The 18,858-nt window shown below is 32.0% G+C and carries 15 protein-coding genes and 1 pseudogene; 11 read left to right on the forward strand and 5 right to left on the reverse strand.

What is annotated here, in order from left to right:
- Positions 1–164 precede the first annotated feature (164 nt).
- Together PAN94_RS03165 and PAN94_RS03170 are read left to right on the forward strand one after the other, a co-directional pair.
- The gene (locus tag PAN94_RS03165; RefSeq protein ID WP_285874577.1) at positions 165–1,016 is read left to right on the forward strand and encodes an alpha/beta hydrolase; all 852 of its coding nucleotides are present in this window, start codon (positions 165–167) and stop codon (positions 1,014–1,016) included.
- Positions 1,017–1,185: 169 nt separating this feature from the next.
- Entirely contained in the window at positions 1,186–2,166 is a 981-nt protein-coding gene (locus tag PAN94_RS03170) for a DUF1002 domain-containing protein (RefSeq protein ID WP_285874578.1), read from the forward strand.
- A gap of 171 nt (positions 2,167–2,337) precedes the next feature.
- On the opposite strand, the gene PAN94_RS03175 is transcribed toward PAN94_RS03170, so the two are convergent.
- Both PAN94_RS03175 and PAN94_RS03180 read right to left on the reverse strand, forming a co-directional pair.
- Positions 2,338–3,576 carry a tyrosine-type recombinase/integrase gene (locus PAN94_RS03175; protein WP_285874579.1) on the reverse strand — a complete coding sequence of 413 codons (1,239 nt, stop codon included), beginning with the start codon at positions 3,574–3,576 and terminating at the stop codon, positions 2,338–2,340.
- Positions 3,576–3,734: a DUF3173 family protein gene (locus PAN94_RS03180; RefSeq protein ID WP_285874580.1), complete on the reverse strand. Its 159-nt coding sequence runs from the start codon at positions 3,732–3,734 to the stop codon at positions 3,576–3,578. Before PAN94_RS03180 ends, PAN94_RS03175 begins: the two co-directional genes overlap by 1 nt.
- A 176-nt stretch (positions 3,735–3,910) precedes the next feature.
- Here PAN94_RS03180 and pezA point away from each other — a divergent pair, with 176 nt between their 5' ends.
- The 4 genes from pezA to PAN94_RS03200 are packed head-to-tail and all read left to right on the forward strand — an operon-like array spanning position 3,911 to position 9,447.
- Positions 3,911–4,387 (forward strand): type II toxin-antitoxin system antitoxin PezA, encoded by a 477-nt coding sequence (gene pezA, locus PAN94_RS03185; RefSeq protein WP_225750124.1) that lies wholly within the window; start codon positions 3,911–3,913, stop codon positions 4,385–4,387.
- The gene (gene pezT / locus PAN94_RS03190) at positions 4,387–5,157 is read left to right on the forward strand and encodes a type II toxin-antitoxin system toxin PezT (RefSeq protein ID WP_254736035.1); all 771 of its coding nucleotides are present in this window, start codon (positions 4,387–4,389) and stop codon (positions 5,155–5,157) included. Before pezA ends, pezT begins: the two co-directional genes overlap by 1 nt.
- A 12-nt stretch (positions 5,158–5,169) precedes the next feature.
- On the forward strand, positions 5,170–7,422 hold the full coding sequence (locus PAN94_RS03195; RefSeq protein ID WP_254736036.1) for an AAA family ATPase: 2,253 nt from the start codon (positions 5,170–5,172) through the stop codon (positions 7,420–7,422).
- 3 nt (positions 7,423–7,425) lie between these two features.
- The gene (locus PAN94_RS03200) at positions 7,426–9,447 is read left to right on the forward strand and encodes a UvrD-helicase domain-containing protein (RefSeq protein WP_285874582.1); all 2,022 of its coding nucleotides are present in this window, start codon (positions 7,426–7,428) and stop codon (positions 9,445–9,447) included.
- A 489-nt stretch (positions 9,448–9,936) separates the two neighbouring features.
- Here the strand turns inward: PAN94_RS03200 and PAN94_RS03205 are convergent, their stop codons facing one another.
- Positions 9,937–10,131 carry an integrase gene (locus tag PAN94_RS03205; RefSeq protein ID WP_075227838.1) on the reverse strand — a complete coding sequence of 65 codons (195 nt, stop codon included), beginning with the start codon at positions 10,129–10,131 and terminating at the stop codon, positions 9,937–9,939.
- 125 nt (positions 10,132–10,256) lie between these two features.
- Here PAN94_RS03205 and PAN94_RS03210 point away from each other — a divergent pair.
- Both PAN94_RS03210 and PAN94_RS03215 read left to right on the forward strand, forming a co-directional pair.
- Positions 10,257–10,469, forward strand: a pseudogene (locus PAN94_RS03210) (GNAT family N-acetyltransferase); the annotation flags it as partial.
- Positions 10,470–10,583: 114 nt separating this feature from the next.
- Entirely contained in the window at positions 10,584–13,097 is a 2,514-nt protein-coding gene (locus PAN94_RS03215; RefSeq protein ID WP_285874583.1) for a Spaf_1101 family AAA-like ATPase, read from the forward strand.
- Between the two features lie 143 nt (positions 13,098–13,240).
- Here PAN94_RS03215 and PAN94_RS03220 read toward each other — a convergent pair whose 3' ends face one another.
- On the reverse strand, positions 13,241–13,600 hold the full coding sequence (locus PAN94_RS03220; RefSeq protein WP_285874585.1) for a hypothetical protein: 360 nt from the start codon (positions 13,598–13,600) through the stop codon (positions 13,241–13,243).
- Between the two features lie 640 nt (positions 13,601–14,240).
- On the opposite strand from PAN94_RS03220, the gene PAN94_RS03225 reads away from it, so the two are divergent.
- From PAN94_RS03225 to PAN94_RS03235, 3 genes are read left to right on the forward strand one after another with little or no spacing between them, the layout of a single operon-like run.
- A complete protein-coding gene (locus PAN94_RS03225; RefSeq protein ID WP_285874586.1) occupies positions 14,241–15,227 on the forward strand; it encodes an ABC transporter ATP-binding protein in 987 nt (328 codons plus the stop codon).
- On the forward strand, positions 15,224–16,018 hold the full coding sequence (locus tag PAN94_RS03230) for an ABC transporter permease (RefSeq protein ID WP_061597418.1): 795 nt from the start codon (positions 15,224–15,226) through the stop codon (positions 16,016–16,018). The genes PAN94_RS03225 and PAN94_RS03230 overlap by 4 nt, the downstream gene beginning before the upstream one ends.
- Position 16,019: 1 nt before the next feature.
- The gene (locus PAN94_RS03235) at positions 16,020–16,805 is read left to right on the forward strand and encodes an ABC transporter permease (protein WP_037585174.1); all 786 of its coding nucleotides are present in this window, start codon (positions 16,020–16,022) and stop codon (positions 16,803–16,805) included.
- Between the two features lie 447 nt (positions 16,806–17,252).
- Here PAN94_RS03235 and guaA read toward each other — a convergent pair whose 3' ends face one another.
- The gene (gene guaA / locus PAN94_RS03240) at positions 17,253–18,812 is read right to left on the reverse strand and encodes a glutamine-hydrolyzing GMP synthase (protein ID WP_285874588.1); all 1,560 of its coding nucleotides are present in this window, start codon (positions 18,810–18,812) and stop codon (positions 17,253–17,255) included.
- Positions 18,813–18,858: the final 46 nt, after the last annotated feature.

The raw sequence follows: 18,858 nt of genomic DNA on the forward strand, positions 1-18,858 counted from the left end.
CAAAGTAGCACAGCAACTTAATAGATTCGTTATAAAACGTACTTATGATTATATAAATTCAATTTAAATAGCGCGGTATGATTTAAAATGAATATAATTCCTTTGTTTGTTTACAAATACCAGAAATGTTATAATACTAATCTATAGAGGATAGGAGGTGAAAAATGAATAAACGATTTATCATCGCACTCTCAACTTTTCTGTTTATTGCTCTTGTCACTTTATTTCTAGGGTCCAAGCTACAAACAAGAGAGTTAAATAGTAGTAACTATATTCAGTCAAGGACTCCGACCTTATTTTTCCATGGTTATGGCTCAAGTGCTAATGCTGAAAAGCATATGGTAGAGGCAGCCAGACAAGCTGGAGTTACTCAAACCATCATCACAGCTACAGTTGATCGTCACGCTCAAGTAACTCTTAAAGGAGATATTCCGAAAGATGCCATTAATCCAATTGTCATGGTTGAGTTCGAGAACAATCGAAATGCCAATTATGCTCAGGATGGAGAGTATGTGGCAGCAGTTGTTAGAGAGTTGCAAGCAAGATATGGTTTTAAAAAGATAAATTTTGTCGCACATTCTATGGGAAATATGGCTATTTTATTTTACTTATTAGAGCATGCTCAAAATGAAGAATTTCCACAATTACAAAAACAGGTAAATATCGCCAATCATGTCAATGGTTTGGAGGGTAGGGATCTACCAGCTAATTTGACCATTCTAGACAACCATACAGGGCAGCCTAGCGCCATGAGTGATAGCTATCAAAAACTTCTGGGCTTGCGCGAAATTTATCCGCAAGATCAAGTGGATGTGCTTAATATCTATGGAGATTTTAAAAATGAATCGGATGGTTCCGTCTTAAACGTTTCTTCTCGCAGTCTTAAGTATCTTGTAATTGACAATGCCAAGTCCTATCAGGAAAAACGAGTGACTGGGCCTCTGGCTCAGCATAGCCAGCTGCATGAAAATCCAGAAGTAGATCGATTATTGATTTATTTTCTTTGGGGAAAATAATTTTAAGAAATGCAGGCTATTCTTCGTCTATAAGAAAACTTTAAGCATTTTATACTATTTTGTTCTATGGAAAGTTTTCCTTTCCTAATTTAATGTGACAGCGCAATCCGCTGATTATAATCGAAGCTTCTCTAAAACCTTATTGTTTAGAGATAGATTGAGGAGTAAAATGAAATTTAAGAAAACATTACTAACGGCAGGAGCTTTTCTAGCTACGCTCTTTACCGTATCCACAGCAACTGCTGATACTAACGTTCAAAAAGTCATTGACGAAACCTATGTTCAGCCTGAGTATGTCTTGGGCTATTCCTTGGATGACAGCCAAAAAGAGCAAACACTTCAGCTCTTAGGCTACAATGCATCGAGTGATTCTAAACCTCTGAAAACAATGACACCTGATGTCTATTCAAAGATTATGAATGTAGCAAATGATCCTAGTTTGCAGCTATATTCTTCTGTTAAGATTAAGAAGTTGGGCAATAAGAAGCCGCTTCAAGTCAAGATTGTTACACCACAAAACATCACTAAGGTTACAGAGGATATGTATCGCAATGCAGCAGTTACCTTGGGCGTACAGCATGCAGAAATTACAGTAGCAGCACCTATCCCTGTAACTGGAGAAAGTGCCCTAGCTGGTATTTATTACTCGCTGGAGGAAAATGGAGCGAGCGTTCCTCAGGAAAATAAAGATCTGGCTCAGGAAGAATTAGCCGCACTTTCAAATATCAACGCTGAGAACCAAGGTAAGGAAGGTTACGATGCTGATAAGCTGAATGTGGCTCTGACAGATATAAAAACAGCTGTTGCCAATGCTAAAAAGAATAACAGCAACTTGACAGAAGCTGATGTCCGTAAAATCGTTGAAGAAACACTGAAAAACTACGGTCTCAGTAGTTCAGTCACAGCTGACCAAATCAATCTGATTATTAACTTTGCTGTCAATCTTTCAAATAGCGGAGTCATTACAAATTCTGATTTCACAAAAACACTCACCGACTTAAAAAACAGTATTGTTTCAAAGGCCGGTGACACATTCAATAATATCAATCTTAACTTTGACGCAAACGGACTTCTTGAAGATGGCGGTAATTTCTTTAGCAATATCTGGAATGCAATCGTCAATTTCTTTAAAGGGTTACTAGGTCAATAAGACTGTCTTTAAAAATATAAATAAAAAAACCAGCTAAAATCTAGCTGGTTTTTGCGTATTTCTTACTCCCACTCAACGGTTGCAGACTCCTTGTAAATCTCTATATAATAGGCTTTTTGAGGAGTTAGTAATTCTTTGGTGGGGTTTTTGGTGGGGTTTTTGGTGGGAATGTTATTTTGAAATTGATTGGTTCCCGTTGAAATGTACTAAGCTAGAAGATGGAAAAGAAACATTAATAATTCCTACCATTTCATTAGTTATAACTTCATCAGCACCATCCCATAGATGTGAGTAGTGTTTCAAGGTGATTTCAGGAGAAGAGTGTCCTAAACGTTTTGATAGAATAAGTACAGAAACATTTAATTCATTAATTAACAGTGATGCATGGCTGTGGCGGAGACCCTTTGCTTGGATAGGTTTTACGTGAGCAATCTTGGCGTACCTTTTAATAATCCTTGAGATTGTAGACTTCAGCATAGGTAAGCCATCGTATGAAAAGATAAAATCGTTCTCGTGTCCTAATCCAATCTTTTTTTGAGCTTCACGCCATTTTTTTAACACATCAATTGTATCTTTATCTAAACTAATCATCCTTTTCCCGTCATTGGTTTTTGTGTAGGAATTACGAGTCCATTCTTTTTTGTTTTTAACAATAAGCATATGATGAACTCGTAGGCGTTGCTTGTCAAAGTCAACATCATTCCATTGAAGGGCACAGCCTTCATTTACACGTACGCCAGTCATGAAATATACCCAAATCATCACAAAGTTTAAATGTTCATATACATCTTCAATGTAAATTTGCGAAATAACAGCTTCAAATTCGCTTTTAGTCCAATATGGGATATTGCTTTTCCCTTTAGGAATTGCATTAGATTGCTTAGAAATATTTTTTTCTACATATCCCATTTGCAAAGCATAGTCCAATGATTTCCTAAACATGCCAAAGATAAGGCTAGCATATCCTTGAGAATACCCGGCACCACCCTCATCTTTACTAGTTAGTAACCATGTACGAAACATCTGGACTTGCTCAAGTGTTATAGAACGAAGTGTGGTGTCACCAAAACGCTCACAAAGCTGTAAAAGATTTTTCTCTCGAACTGAAAATGTGCTGTGCTCAACTGTTGTTCTGTAATATGGAATATAATGTTCTTCCATAAATTGCCTATACTTCATGCGATAGTTTGAATAACCTTGGGATTGATGATATTCATATTTCAGTCGGGTTAATTCCTTATTTGCATCTGCTGCCGAATTAAATGGATTTCCGTGTTGATCTACCCTTGATTTCTTTCGTACACGTTTCCCTGTAACTCTATCTCTACCAAATTCGGTTTGAATAAAAAATTTTCCGTCTTTGTCAGTATAGACTCCAGGAAATTTAGTTTTCTGTTGATTTTGTGGCATTATTCCTCCTTGTGAAGTGAAACACCCAGAATTTCTTCAACAGCAACAATAGGAACATGCCCTAAACGTCGATTATTATAAAAGGCATACCCCTTTTGTACCATAATTTGCTTAGCTTGTCTAATAATTGAAACGGCAGTATAGGGATTGTATCCCATTTTAATTAAATCTTAAGATTGAGGGATTACTGTCAATGCAATTTGTAAAAAAAGTCTTGGAATTACTGCAAAGCGAAGATTATACAATTGTGAATCTAGTTTAAATAAAAACGCACCATTTTTGGTGCGTTTTTATTTTTTGTGCTATAATAGAAATAAATAAAAGGAGGAGTTACATGATTGGAGAAAATATAAAAACGTTACGTAAAACACATAAATTAACCCAGCCTGAGTTTGCAAAGATTGTTGGTATCTCTAGAAATAGTCTGAGTCGTTACGAAAATGGGACAAGTCGAGTTTCGACAGAATTAATAGATCGTATCTGCAAGAAATTTAATGTTTCGTATATCGATATCGTAGGGGAGGAAAAAATGCTCACACCAGTAGAAGATTATCAATTAACTCTGAAAATTGAAGTGATTAAAGAACGAGGGGCGAATATCTTAGCGCAACTTTATCGTTTTCAAGATGAACAAGGAATTGCATTTGATGATACTTCTAATCCTTGGGTTCTAATGAGCGATGATTTGTCTGATTTGATTAATACGAGGATTTATCTTGTTTCAACTTTTGAGGATATAGAGCGATTTAATGGCTATTTGGATGGTATTGAACGTATGCTAGAACAAGCTAGTCATCTGGTGGTGGCTTAATGAAACTAGAAGAATTTAGTCAAGATAATTTTGAACAAGCCTCCAAACGGCTTATCCGTTCTTTAACTCGTGGAAAAACAACCTCATCTCATCCTAAGGCTATTTTGCTCGGTGGACAGAGTGGTGCTGGGAAAACAACGATTCATCGTATTAAACAAAGGGAATTTCAAGGTAATATCATTATCATTGATGGGGATAGTTATCGCTCTTTTCATCCGAACTACCTTGGTCTACAGGAAAAGTATGGCAAAGATAGCGTGGATTATACCAAAGTATTCGCGGGACAAATGGTTGAATATCTTGTAGATGAGTTGAGTAAAAAAGGTTATCATTTGTTAATCGAGGGTACCTTGAGAACAACAGAAGTTCCCCGAAAAACGGCCCAATTATTGGCAACTAGAGGATATCAAGTCTCACTTGCACTGATTGCGACCAAGCCAGAATTATCTTATCTCAGTACCTTGATACGTTATGAGGAGCTCTACGCCATAGATCCTAATCAAGCGAGAGCGACTCCCAAAGAGCACCATGATGGAATTGTAGAATATTTAGTTGATAACTTACGAGAGTTAGAAAATGACAAAATTTTTAATCAAATTCAAATTTATCAAAGAGATCAATCGTGTGTTTATGATTCGGAAGTAGATCAAATCTCAGCAGCAGAACATCTACACGAATGCCTATTTGGAAAATGGAGTAAGGTGGAGGAAGAGATGTTGAAGATGGGACAGGAACGGTTGAGAGAGCTGGGTATGAGAACTCCAAAATAGGAGAGAATTTTTATGTATTTAAAAAGTTTATCAATAAAAAATTATAGAAAATATGGCGAAGAAGTTCAGGTAATTAACTTCGCTCATAGCAAATGGCCGGAAATTCCAGAAGATGAAGATGAAACAGAGAAAATAAATATAACAGAAGAGTATATATCAAAAAGTTCGTCATTAATTGTAGGTAAAAATAATTCTGGTAAAAGTACAATTGTCAAATTATTGAATACACTACAAAATAGTAAGTCAGGTAGTCGTAGTGTTTTTAAATATACCGATTTTAATTTAAAAATATTATCAGATTGGTATCACGAAAATATTGACAATAAATCTGAAGAAGAGATAGAAAGTATTGATCAATCTTATTTTCCTAAACTAGAGTTTCAGTTGATATTAGGAATCGATGATGGAAATGATTTGATTTCAAGTTTCGAAGATATATTAGTTGTAAGTGGTATAAAAACAGTAGAAACTCAAGAAAATCAAGATATTGCGGAAGTAACTATCGATATTAAGTATGAAGTGGCGGATGAGAAATCTTTTAAAGAAGAGCTTATTAAACTAAAAAAAAGTAATTCAGAAACAGATAATCAGCAAGATAAAAATATCGTATATAAAAAAGAGATTCAATATCGACAATTTTTAGGTTTATTTAGCAGTAATTATTTTGTATTAAATTTTTATCCTATAGGAAAAGAGGAGCCTGCTAAAGAATTTTCTCTATCTTCATTGCTAAAGGTAGAAACAATAGAGGCAAATACGGTTAAAAATGACAAGACACTTTCGCAAGCTTACAATAAAATAGTCTCAACTTATATAAAAAATAATGATATAGCTACAATTGATAAATTAGTTGGTGACATTAATTATCAAGTAAAGGATATGGTTGATACCAATATCAAGAATATTCTTCAGAGTGCAGTATCAAGCATTGAATCAACTAAGAATTTAAAGATGAATTTACATCCAGATGTAACTTTAGAGAAAATTTTTGCAAATAGTATTATTTATGAGTATCAAGAGGGAAATAATAATATACCTGAAAGCCAGTTTGGTATGGGATATACAAACTTGATGGTTATTATTGCAAAGATTGTTGACTACATTGAATTATACAGCAAGAAAGATATTAATGGTTCAGTAAATATTCTTTGTATTGAAGAACCGGAGTCGTTTATGCATCCCCAGATGCAGGAGCTGTTTATAAAGAATATTTCAAAAGCAATCGCTACCTTATTAGGAAAAAAACAGCAGCTAGATACATTTCAAATTATCATTACGACTCACTCAACACATATTTTGAACAGTAAGATTCAATCAGGAAATACACTTAATAATATTAGTTATCTAGGTCAAGCAGGTGTAAATAATATCATAAAGAACATAAGTGATGACGCAATAGTATCTGGTAGAAATATTGATAAAAAAGCTTATGAATATATCAAAAAATATTTAAGACTAGAGGTATCAGATATTTTCTTTGCTGATGCAGTTGTTTTAGTTGAGGGAGTTTCTGAAGAAACTTACCTGAGATATGAGATTGATAAACACCCAATATTGAAGAAGCATCATATTAAAGTTTACAGAATTGATGGAGCATACGCTCACCAGTTTATTAGTTTATTGGACTTATTAGAAATTAAAACTGTTATTTTTACAGATTTAGATTTAAAAAGATCTGAATCTGAAAAGAAAGTTGATATAAAAGATAATGATGATCCTGATCCTGATGTGATTCCACAAAACATATCAGATTTAGAGAGTAAATATGCAGCTGCAACGAGCTCCTTGAGTACGAATGGTACTCTGCAATATTTTATAAAAAAAGAGCTAAAAGATGAAGAAGCTAAATATGGTGAGATTAATAACAAGATAATCGAAAAGCTTAATAACAATGAAGAATTGATTATTGATTACAATAACATCACTATGTTCTCGCAAGGTAAAATAAATGGATATTATGCTACTAGCTTTGAGGAAGCAGTTGTTTTAACGAATGCAGGAAACGAAGATGAAAATAAATACAAGAAATCCTTGATTAAAGCACTACAATATGTCCATCCTAATATGAGGTATTTTGGTGATATTGATGAAACATCAGAAATAGCCGATAAATCTTATATGTATCAAGTTAAATTATCTGATGGAAAATCAAGGTTTTCTACTGGGATTGTATATTTATCTGTAACTGATGATGACTTCAGCCTTAAACAACCTCAGTATATTGAATCAGGTTTGAACTCACTTTGTAGTTATTTTAAGGAGTAAAATATGACATATACGATTAGTCCAGAAAATAAACAACTAGAGTTAGATATTCAGCAAAAAATTAATGAATGTTTAGATAACTTTGAGAGTTTTTGTTTTGATGCTGGTGCTGGTGCAGGGAAGACCTATGCACTTCAAAAATCAATTGAACATATTTTGAAGAGTGAGGGAGAAAATTTAAAGTTAAGAAATCAAAAAATCTTATGTATTACATATACTAATGCTGCAAAAGATGAGATTCTGGCTCGACTTGGAAAAAATTCTTCGGTAATAGTTTCCACAATTCATGAATTTCTATGGGGATTTATTTCTATTCAGCAAGAGTTACTGACTATAGAACATAAGAATAAAATAATTGATGAACTCCATGCTATTGATTATAAAATAAATGAAAATTCTCCTTCTAACAGTGTTAATCTAGTTGATTTCCAAAATAAGATTAATGATGATAAATTTATGAAAATTTTCTACAATACACCTAGTTCTCCTGCAGAGAATTTTAAAGCTATTATAAGAAAGCATGATAAATACTTTTCTCCCTATTTAAGTAATGTTAGTAAGTTTAGCAGTTTAGTTAAGGATATTAATAAAAAGTATAAACTCGAAATAACATTAAAGGAAATTGAAGATAAAGAATCTAAAAAAATCATTTATAATCCAGTTCAAAACCGTGATAAACTTGAAAATTATGTCATTAGTCATGACACATTATTACTTTACTGTAAAAATATAATTACCAATAAAGATATATTAAAGAGATTATTTTCGGATAGGTATCCATATATTTTAATTGATGAGTACCAAGATACAGATGAAAAAGTTGTTGCTATTATTGATAGTATCAGGGAATATTCAAATTCTCGGAAAAAGTTAGCAGTAGGATTTTTTGGTGACTCCTTGCAAAATATTTATGGTTCAGGAGTGGGGATTCTTCCAAATAAACATGAATATAAAATCATTGAAAAAAAATTTAACCGACGTTCTTCTAAGCAGATTGTCGAGTTAATTGAAAAAATTAGAAATGACAATTTTGGTCAACAGTCTATATATAATGATTTTGATAATGGTTCTTATAATTTTTATGTCGCTGGTGATGAGTTTAACTTAGATACTTTTTTACAGGAAAATCAACTAATTAATAATACTGCTTGCCTTCTTATGAAAAATGATGATATTTCTAAAGCAAGAGGATTTGATGAATTATTATCAGTACTGAAAAAGTTCCCCAGATTTAGTGGCAATAACTGGGATAATGTAAACAGTGAATTTCTACAGAAAAATCTACAACATATGGGGTGGTTCTTGAGAGAAATTCTAATTTTTATAGACTTTATTCAAAAATCAACAGATTGTAATTCAACTGTTAAGGAAGTTATTCAATTTATAGCAACGTCTAAATCATCACTAACTTTTGCAGTGTTGAAACAGTTTATTGACAATTTGAGAGAGATTAATCCATCAATACTTACAATCGATGAATGTCTTAGTAGAATCGTTAATATTCAAGAAGAAATATCAGGTAAAGAGATTTTAAGAAAAATATTTTCCATAGATGATACAGCAGACAACATTCTACTGAATATAAAGAATCGTGCTTATGATTATTTTTACTATTCTCAAGATTCGGAGGAATCGGAAAGAGAAACGGCAGTTGTTGATGAATTTTTTAATCTAGATATTTCTCAATTTATCAAGTGGTATAATTATATTTTTGATAATTTGAAAAATGAAGGAATTGGCTATTACACATTGCATGGCTCAAAGGGGCTAGAATTTGAAAATGTAGTTGTTGTGCTACAAGATAAATTTGCAAAAAAAGAAAATTATTGTAAGTATTTTTTTGAAAAATATAATACTTCAATTGATTCTGATTCACAATTTCAAGAAGTTCGCAATCTTTTATACGTTGCTTTTTCAAGAGCCAAGAAAAATCTTCATGTAATTTATAAAAATAATAATCCAGAACATTTATTAGAGAATATAAAGGATATTTTTCAAGAAATTCACAATTTAAATTCATATTAGACCTATGTTTATGAAGTTTTGCTCTTTCATTTTTTATGTAAGTAGAAAATTTAAGTTGGACTATACTTGTAAAGCAATTCTAGCTGATTCCTAGATACGATTATATCATCAAACTGATTTTGAAAAAATATAAATACAAAATTTACAAAACAATAACAATTTAAATGGTGTGAACTTTTTGGTAAAATCTAGCTCAATTCGTGTATTTTCAGGGTAAAATTCACACCATTCAACTGAAATTTATTCAAATTAGATGAAATTCTGTTTTCTGTAAATGTTGGAAAACATTGATTTTAAGACCATCTTGAAACTTATTCAAATAGAAATGTTTCCAACCAGGTCTTAAGAAAGCTCGTAAAGCATCACAATTCTCAAAACGTTAATCAATACGATTATATCAACGTTTACAGACATTCAAGAATTTATTCTTGGATGTCTTTTTTTGTTCAAAAAACTAAAGTTCACCCCAAAATTCACCCCAAGTTCACCCTATTGCTTTTTGAGACTTCTAAAGGCTATTTCTCCTGCTGTTTGATTTACTTTTTCAGTAGTATTGACATAAGTCTTCGTTATTTGTATGTCACTATGAGTAAGTGCTTCTGAAATGGCCTCAAGAGAAAAACCTGCTTGTTTAGCAAGATGTTGGAATTTATGAGGACCTTGATGGATATTATTTTTCTTCATATTACGTTGTGTTATAATGTAGATACTATATGAAAAAATTAAGATATCTATTTAAATTTTGTAAATGTCACTTTGTGTGAACATGAGTAAATTTGAGTTTAGAGAATGATAGGAGATGGTTTACAATGATAAGTTTAGAGCTGATGTCTGAAGAAAATAGCATAGATGTTTATTCTTTTGAAAAAGAAAATCGGGAGTATTTTGAGCGGAATTTACCTCCTAGACCAGCTACCTATTTTGATTCAGAAGGTTTTAAAGAAATTACAAGGGAATTGTTAAGGGAACAAGAGAATCATGATGTCTACATGCATCTTATTAGAGATGCACAAGGTGTTATGAATCTGCCGACCTGTAAGTGAACTATGATATTGAATTTGTTAATAGGCAATAATAGAAAAAAATATTCTAGATAAGTCATTGATATATTGAGAACTGCTAAAGGAGGGAAATAGATGAGCAAAAAAATTAACTTAGAAGCAGAACGAGCATATAAGGCAATTCGTGGCGAAAAAAATAAATTTGGTAGTTACCGTAAGACATTGTTTCATGTACATACTCCAGAATCTCATGATTATAGATTATTTAAAAAATGGAATGACTTGCCAGAGAATGATTGGAATAATTTAACTATTGATGACTATATTAAAGAGATTAGAAATCAAAAAATATTTCCAAAAGACTTTCTTCAAACAGTTAAAGGGGAAAAGGTTTTATATGAAAACTATTTTATGAATGGATTCAGTAGCGAAAAAGAACAAGTTGCCTTTTTAACTATTGCTCAAAGTCTTTACAATGAAAATATATCGGTTGTTGTAGTCTCGGATCATAATACTATATCAGGTATAGAAAAATTAAAGACAGCTATTAAATTAGTATCTGATTTATTTCAGAATAAATGTAAAGAATATATTGAAGTAATAAACGGAGTGGAAATTTCTTGTGCAGATAAGGTGCATGTGCTGGTAGCTTTTCCTAACAGTAAAGCTAGTTTCATTCAAAAATGGCTTAACTTTAATCTAATGAGTATCAAGGAAGGATCTTTTAAGGCGAGTTTGGAAGTATTGGAGAAATTTATCTATAAAGATTGTTTTGCCTACATAGCTCATATGAATAGTTCAGATGTATTTAAAGAGGGGCATTTTTCAAATGCTTACAAGAAAAAACTTTTTTCTAAGGCTTACGCTCGATTCATAGGCGTATCAAATATTGCCAAAATAGATGATATCAATAGCTATCTTACGAAATATTTAAAAAAGAATGTACCATCATTTATTCTTGACAATGATTCACATTGTGTCGAGGAACATTCAATTAATCCGATGTGGATAAAATTTAGTAAAAGAAACTATGAACAGCTCCGAGAAGCTTTATCAGAATATGATGTATCCATTGAACTAATGAATCCAGAAATCAGCAAGGCGAAAGCTATACGTGGAATATATGTACCAACTCTCAGTAACTCGTACCTGCTAAAGAATAATTCAGAATTTGTTATTAAATTTTCGGAATCCCTAAATTGTTTAATTGGAGGAAGAGGAACTGGAAAAAGTACGATTTTAGATTTGATTCAATTTGTATTGTCTCAAAAAGCAGATACGAAACAAAAATTTGAATTTCTCTCTCAACACTCAAGGGTATATATTTTGTATGAGATGTCAAAGAAAGAATATTTGGTTGAGTTAAATTTACCTACTCAGAAGAATGAGGAAGACATATATGACACTTTTGACGTTAAAACAAAAGCTACACCAAGTTATTGGTATTATGAAAGTCGTTTAACGGAGAAAATTAGAGAACAATATCTATCAATATATGAAGTTCAAGAGAGTGGTCAACTTAGTAAAGTTTCCAAACAAAAGAAATTAAGCTTAATAGACCAAATGTTTGATAATAGATATTCAGTAAATCAACTTGTAAATATTGCTAGTGATGACAGAATAAGTGATTATTTGTATGAAGTAATAGCTAAAGATAAAAAGAGTATAAAAAAATATCAAGTTTCTAGTAAAATATCTTCAACAGGCGAAATTGACCAATTCATTCTGAATGAAGATAAGCGATTAGAAGAACAAAAAAATAAAATATTATCACTAATAAGTCCATTCAATGATAATCAATCAGGGAAGCTACAAATATTGTATAGTCAACAAAAAAAATTTGTATTACCTGAAAATTTTTATTTTTGGTTCTTCCCTGAGGGGAAAAATTTAGATAATTCGTTTCAAGGATATCGTTTAACATGTGGGGAAATCATCGATTATTTTTCAATGATTTTTGATAGAAGTGGTTTTGTAACTTTTGTAGACTTAATGAATAATAGGAACCTCAAGGGTGAATATTCAATAAAAAAATTTGCCCAAAATAGTAGGTTGAATGATGATGTATATCTAAAAGAAGCAGACGATATGTTATTGAATGAAATTTTTGAGCTCTGGAATAAAGTTAATATTAATTTAATTCAGCTATATTTAGAGGATGTTTATAATAATTGTGAAAATTTATATCTTGAATTTAATATCAACTCCAAAGTGACAGATGGAAACAAGAAAATAATTTTTAAGGAGGTAACACGTTTAAGTTTAGGTCAGAAGGTAGTTGCCATGCTTGATTTTATTCTTGCCTATTCAGAATTCACAAATGATAATCGACCATTACTTATAGACCAACCAGAAGATAATCTAGATTCACGATATATATACAATAATTTAGTGCAGATATTACGAGATGTTAAAAACAAACGTCAGATTATTATAGCCACTCACAACGCAACAATAGTAACAAATGCAATGTCTGATTTAGTTATTTTGATGGAATCGGATGGAGAACATGGATGGGTTGAACAAAGTGGATATCCAAGTGACGATAAAATAAAAAAACACATTGTAAACTACCTTGAAGGTGGCAAAGAATCGTTTGAGCATAAGGTGAAAATATATAAACGTGTAATTGATATAAATAAACTGTAAAATGTTTAGTGTATAACTTTCAGAATAAGAGAACGACTCAAAATTAAAAAGCTAGAGTTCCGCAATTGGAAATCTCTAGCTTTTTGTGGTTGAGAACTATTTTGTCCCAGTCTCTTTTTAATATTAAATTTTATAATGAACTACTAAGATATATCTAAATTTAGAGCCTTTTTATACGCTTCGCTACCTTTAAGATAGTAGTCATGCTTAACTCCGCTAATATCAACAGAAAAGACCCCATCTTTAAATGAATATTCTTCTATTCGATTTGCAATATTTCGTCCAGTTAATTCGATCGTATTCTTTTGTTTGTTAATCGTAAAGCTGTCTGCTTCTCCATGATCAATGGAAGCATTTTCTCCTTTAATAGTAAACGCTAACTCGTTTCTTTCACTTGAGATCCAATAATATTCACCATCTAAAGATTGGTAGTTGCTTTTAGAGCAAGCAATTAATGTAATTAATGATAATGAAAATAGTAGTATACCTATTAATTTTCTCATAATTTTCGCCTCCTTCTATAATTTTAATTATACCCAAATAATATTACGAGAGTATATCAGTGTCTGTTATAACGGAAAAATGAAGAAATGTCTATTATAACAGCAAATACTAAACTTTCGGAAAAATTGTTATTTTTCGGAAAGATACGTGAGAATAATAATCTAAGAAGAATTCTGGAGCCATATAACCAAAAATTGTCTAAAATGTACCTTATCAAAGTGAAAACTGAAGTTTTTTCAATTGTACATTTTGGTGAAAATGACTATTGCTAAAAATCTAAACATTGATTGTTCGAGATTTGTAGACTTACAAGGGGTTTGATAAAGGTTGAAATTGTACTTTATACATTTAAGCTGCTAGATCAGAAAATGTAGTCTATTCAACCTTAAAATAAAGTACATTTCATTTATAAAGTACACTATTTAAAGAATGTACTTTATGATTCTAATTCAGTTGTATCAATGGTTTAAGCTTTGTTATGTCAATTGTACATAAATTTTTAGTTTTTATGTTATAATCGAATTGAAATTGAGGCTAGATAATATAAGGAGATTTATAATGGCGACAGTGTTTGATGTAGCATTTTGGTAAAGTATGGAAAAAGTACAAGTAAATATATTTTATCGAAAGGAGAGATATATGAGTGAAATAGTTATTAATGCTCAGAATTTATCTAAAAATTTTTATAATTTTGATTCAAGACTCCCATTTATCAAGAGATTTTTGAAACGTAATCAAATAACGATTCGAGCTGTTCAAGATATTAGTTTTACGATTAAGAGAGGGAGTATAGTTGGCTTTATTGGGAGTAATGGAGCTGGTAAATCCACAACGATTAAAATGTTGACTGGGACTCTTTATCCTAGTTCCGGAAAATTAGAAGTGAATGGAGAAATTCCATTTAAAAGAAGTATAAATTTTAGAAAAAAAATTTCAATAGTAGTAGGAAATAAATTACAGTTATTTCAAGATGTTTCGGCTATGGATTATTTTCAATTGATTGGTACTTTATATGAGGTAGAACCGGCGATTTTACAAGAACGAATTCAGGAGTTAAGCAATTTGTTGAATGTAAAAGATCAGCTTTACCAGCAGGTCCGGACCCTCTCTCTTGGACAAAAAATGAAAATGGAGTTTATCGCGGCATCTTTAACAAGTCCGGAAATATTATTTTTAGACGAGCCTACTATAGGGTTAGATATACAGTCTAAAAAAGATATCAGAACATTTTTAAAGAAAATGAATGAAGAATGTCATACTACTATTATTTTAACGAGTCATGATATGGATGATATTTCGTCTGTTTGTGACGAATTAATCGCCATTGACAAAGGAAAAATTATTTTGCAGGAGTCAATGGATGTTATTTTATCTAAATTTTCTGATTTTAAATATTTAAAGATAAAAATGACATTAGATTTGGTACCAGAGTTATGCTCTGTTAAAGGAGTAGTAGTCATTTCTCAAACAAAATCGGAATGTATACTAAAAATACCTAGAGATTTTGTCTTTGAGACATTAGAATCAATCAATAAGCTTGTAGATATAGAAGATTTTGAAATATCAAATCTATCTTTAGAAGAAATTATTTTACAAAACTATTTTACAAAAAAGGAGCACAATTGAAAAAAGAAATGTCTATTATTCTGATATCATTTCGATCTATTTTGAACTATAAATCAAGTGTACTATTGTTAATGTTACAGGCAAGTATACAAATTATGATATCAGTATTTTTATGGACATATATATATCAGAGTAACCAAATAAATATAGCAGGATATGATTTTACCTCAATGGTTCAATACTATTTGGGGACTATAATTTTTTCATATTTTGTTTTTTATCCAGTTGATTGGGAAATCAATGACGATGTTCATTCAGGAAATTTTTTTAGCATATTAATAAAACCTGTTACTTTTTATAAGTATTATTTTTGTAAAATGCTTGGAGATAGGATTGCTCATTTATTATTTATCATCATTCCTGTCATTTTATTCTCCAGTGTTTATTACAAGAATGAGTTATTAACCATTGAAATTCTTATTTTAGGAAGTATTGCAATTATTCTATCTATGGTTCTATGGTTTTTAATATCATGTTGTGTAGGTATGCTTTCTTTTTGGTTAGAAAATATATTTTTTGTCCTTACTGTTAAAGAAATAGTAATTCAGTTTTTATCAGGAATATTATTGCCTTTAAGTTTTTTTTCAAATAATTTTCGTCTGTTTTTAGATGTATTACCTTTTAAATACTTAGTATATGAACCGCTTCAGATGTTTAGTAATGATACATATAAATTAATAGACTATTTGAGAATTATTTGTATTCAATTGATTTGGTGCATCATTTTTTATATTATATCAAGATTCATATTGAGAAAAGGAGTGGAGCACTTCTCAAATGTGGGAGGATAAAATGTTTAGAATAAAAGTAATTTTTAGGCTACTTCATTTTGGTTTTAAATCTGATATGAATTTTCATTTTGACTTCTTTTGTGGTCTATTTTCGTCGATACTGTGGATTGGTTTACCTATTGTATTTTTTAGATTGATTTTCTTAAACATAGACTATTTTAATGGTTGGGACTATTATCAAATTTTATTTTTGGTAGGTTCCTACACTATTGTAGATGGAGTTATGATGGGATTGTTAATTAGAAGTATGGGAATTTTAGAATCAGATATTTTGAGTGGTAACTTGGATCAAATTTTATTGAGGCCGTTTGATACTCAGTTGTTCTATATTTTTAGATCATTTAATTTAGTTCAATTCGTGAATACTTTTTTTGGTCTTGCGATCATTTTTATAAGTTATGGAAATTTAAATGTACATTTAAATTCATTAAAAATATTATTTTATATCCTTTCTTTAATGTGTGGTTGTATTATATATTATTCAATTTGGTTTCTAATAACGATTAGTTCATTTTGGTTCCCAACTAAATTTTCAAAAGTAGATGTATTTTTGAATTATATTGGAATTTCTAAGTATCCATATAATATTTTTACAGGTATTAACAGATTGATTACTATGTTATTTGTTCCCAATTTATTAATTGCCAATCCTGCAGTATTAATATTTTTAGGGAAAGATACATTGAACCTATTTTTCTATCAAATAGTTTTTACAGTTTTTTTGATTATTATCAGTCGTACAATTTTTAGAAAAGGATTGAAAAAATATGAAAGTGCAGGAAGATAAACAATGTTGTTCAGTTATATGTTTGACTAAAGGAAGTGATTCGCTGTACTTTGTTTTGTGGTCATTAAAACATCAGATAATTATAAACTATAATTTAAAGAATAGTATTATTAACTTATAGGTGCTAAGAAAAAATTTAAAGAAATTCCCTCATTCAATCAAACTTATTCATATTTTTTAAAATAAGAAAATAGTTGGATTTTGATGATGGTTGATATAAAGCTAAACTGAAAGTACCTGAAATCCAACTGTGTCAAACCAGGTCTTAAGAAAGCTCGTAAAGCATCAAATAATAGAAGAATAAAATTTAATATAAAAAAATCCCATCAGAATATTTCTGGTGGGATTTTTGGTGGGGAACCAATCAATTTTGATTGATTTTTAACCTTTTATAATAACTGAAAATGCTGTTAAATCAACCATTTCACTTCAAATCATGTTTATAAATCATTCCCACTCCACAGTTGCAGGTGGTTTGCTGGTAATATCGTAGACGATACGGTTAACATGATCAACTTCATTGACGATACGAACAGAGATTTTTTGCAGAACATCCCAAGGTATCTTGGCAAAGTCAGCTGTCATACCATCGATAGAAGTGATAGCACGAATGGCAATTGTGTAGTCGTAAGTCCGACCGTCGCCCATAACACCTACTGAGCGAACGCCAGTGTTGACAGTGAAGTATTGCCAGATGTCGCGGTCAAGACCAGCCTTGGCAATTTCTTCACGGAGAATAGCGTCTGATTCGCGGACGGTTTCCAATTTCTCCTCTGTAATTTCACCCATGACACGGATAGCAAGGCCAGGACCTGGGAATGGCTGACGCCAGACAATTTCATCAGGCATGCCAAGCTCTGTACCCAAAGCGCGCACTTCATCCTTGTAGAGTGTATTCAGTGGTTCAATCAGCTCAAACTGCATATCTTCTGGCAGACCGCCAACATTATGGTGAGACTTGATCGTTTGAGCAGTGTCAGTACCAGATTCGATAACGTCAGTATAAAGTGTACCTTGAGCCAAGAATTTCACATCTTTCAGTTTGCTGGCTTCATCGTCAAAGACGTAGACAAACTCGTTTCCGATGATTTTACGTTTTTGCTCTGGATCAGATACACCAGCAAGTTTGTCAAGGAAACGCTTCGCTGCGTCCGCTTTAACGATATTAAGACCAAACTTGCCGCCCAGCATATCCATGACCTGATCTGCTTCGCCTTTGCGCAAAAGACCGTGATCTACAAAGATACAGATCAATTGATCGCCGATAGCTTTCTGCAAGAGGACACCTACGACAGAAGAGTCCACACCACCTGATAGGCCGAGCAGGACACGTTTGTCACCGACTGTTTCACGGATCTTTTGAATCTGCATATCGATGAAGTTATCCATAGACCAGTCGCCCTTAGCGCCACAGATATTGAGAGCGAAATTGCGCAAAATATCGTAACCATACTCAGAATGACGAACCTCAGGGTGGAACTGGATTCCGTAGATTTTCTTGTCAGGATTTTCAATAGATGCAAAAGGACAATCTGCAGATGTACCCGTACGAACAAAGTCTGCAGGAATCTCTGTCACCGCATCACCGTGGCTCATCAGGACAATCTGCTCATCTGGTGTGCCTTCAAAAAGAGGAGAAGTAGCACGTGTCAGTTTGGATTGACCATATTCACGATTGCCGGCATCACCTGCTGGCAATACTTTCCCTCCTAACTTATGAGTCAAAAGCTGCATACCGTAGCAAATCCCTAAAATTGGAATCCCCAACTCAAAGATCTCTGGGTCAATATCAAATGAACCTTCTTCATAAACTGAGTTAGGCCCACCTGAAAGGATAATCCCAACAGGACGGATAGCACGGACTTCATCCGCTGTGATCTTGTGGCTCTTAAGTTCAGAAAATACACCAATTTCACGGATGCGACGTGAGATCAGCTGGTTGTACTGGCTGCCGTAATCAAGCACGATGATTTTTTCAACATCTTGCAATTCAGTTGTAGTTGTCATCTTTTCCCTTTCTTGAAAGAAGTAATCTTTTTCCCTCATTCTATCA

The sequence above is a fragment of the Streptococcus sp. SC1 genome (genome assembly GCF_030272855.1).
Taxonomy (GTDB): Bacteria; Bacillota; Bacilli; order Lactobacillales; family Streptococcaceae; genus Streptococcus.

Bases quoted from the DNA above. Each gene is read 5' to 3' on its own strand.
- PAN94_RS03215 (WP_285874583.1), top strand. From the start codon at position 10,584: ATGAGCAAAAAAATTAACTTAGAAGCAGAACGAGCATATAAGGCAATT.
- PAN94_RS03200 (WP_285874582.1), top strand. From the start codon at position 7,426: ATGACATATACGATTAGTCCAGAAAATAAACAACTAGAGTTAGATATT.
- PAN94_RS03195 (WP_254736036.1), top strand. From the start codon at position 5,170: ATGTATTTAAAAAGTTTATCAATAAAAAATTATAGAAAATATGGCGAA.
- guaA (WP_285874588.1), bottom strand. From the start codon at position 18,812: ATGACAACTACAACTGAATTGCAAGATGTTGAAAAAATCATCGTGCTT.
- PAN94_RS03175 (WP_285874579.1), bottom strand. From the start codon at position 3,576: ATGCCACAAAATCAACAGAAAACTAAATTTCCTGGAGTCTATACTGAC.
- PAN94_RS03205 (WP_075227838.1), bottom strand. From the start codon at position 10,131: ATGAAGAAAAATAATATCCATCAAGGTCCTCATAAATTCCAACATCTT.
- PAN94_RS03225 (WP_285874586.1), top strand. From the start codon at position 14,241: ATGAGTGAAATAGTTATTAATGCTCAGAATTTATCTAAAAATTTTTAT.
- PAN94_RS03170 (WP_285874578.1), top strand. From the start codon at position 1,186: ATGAAATTTAAGAAAACATTACTAACGGCAGGAGCTTTTCTAGCTACG.
- pezT (WP_254736035.1), top strand. From the start codon at position 4,387: ATGAAACTAGAAGAATTTAGTCAAGATAATTTTGAACAAGCCTCCAAA.
- PAN94_RS03165 (WP_285874577.1), top strand. From the start codon at position 165: ATGAATAAACGATTTATCATCGCACTCTCAACTTTTCTGTTTATTGCT.
- PAN94_RS03180 (WP_285874580.1), bottom strand. From the start codon at position 3,734: ATGGGATACAATCCCTATACTGCCGTTTCAATTATTAGACAAGCTAAG.
- PAN94_RS03235 (WP_037585174.1), top strand. From the start codon at position 16,020: ATGTTTAGAATAAAAGTAATTTTTAGGCTACTTCATTTTGGTTTTAAA.
- PAN94_RS03220 (WP_285874585.1), bottom strand. From the start codon at position 13,600: ATGAGAAAATTAATAGGTATACTACTATTTTCATTATCATTAATTACA.
- pezA (WP_225750124.1), top strand. From the start codon at position 3,911: ATGATTGGAGAAAATATAAAAACGTTACGTAAAACACATAAATTAACC.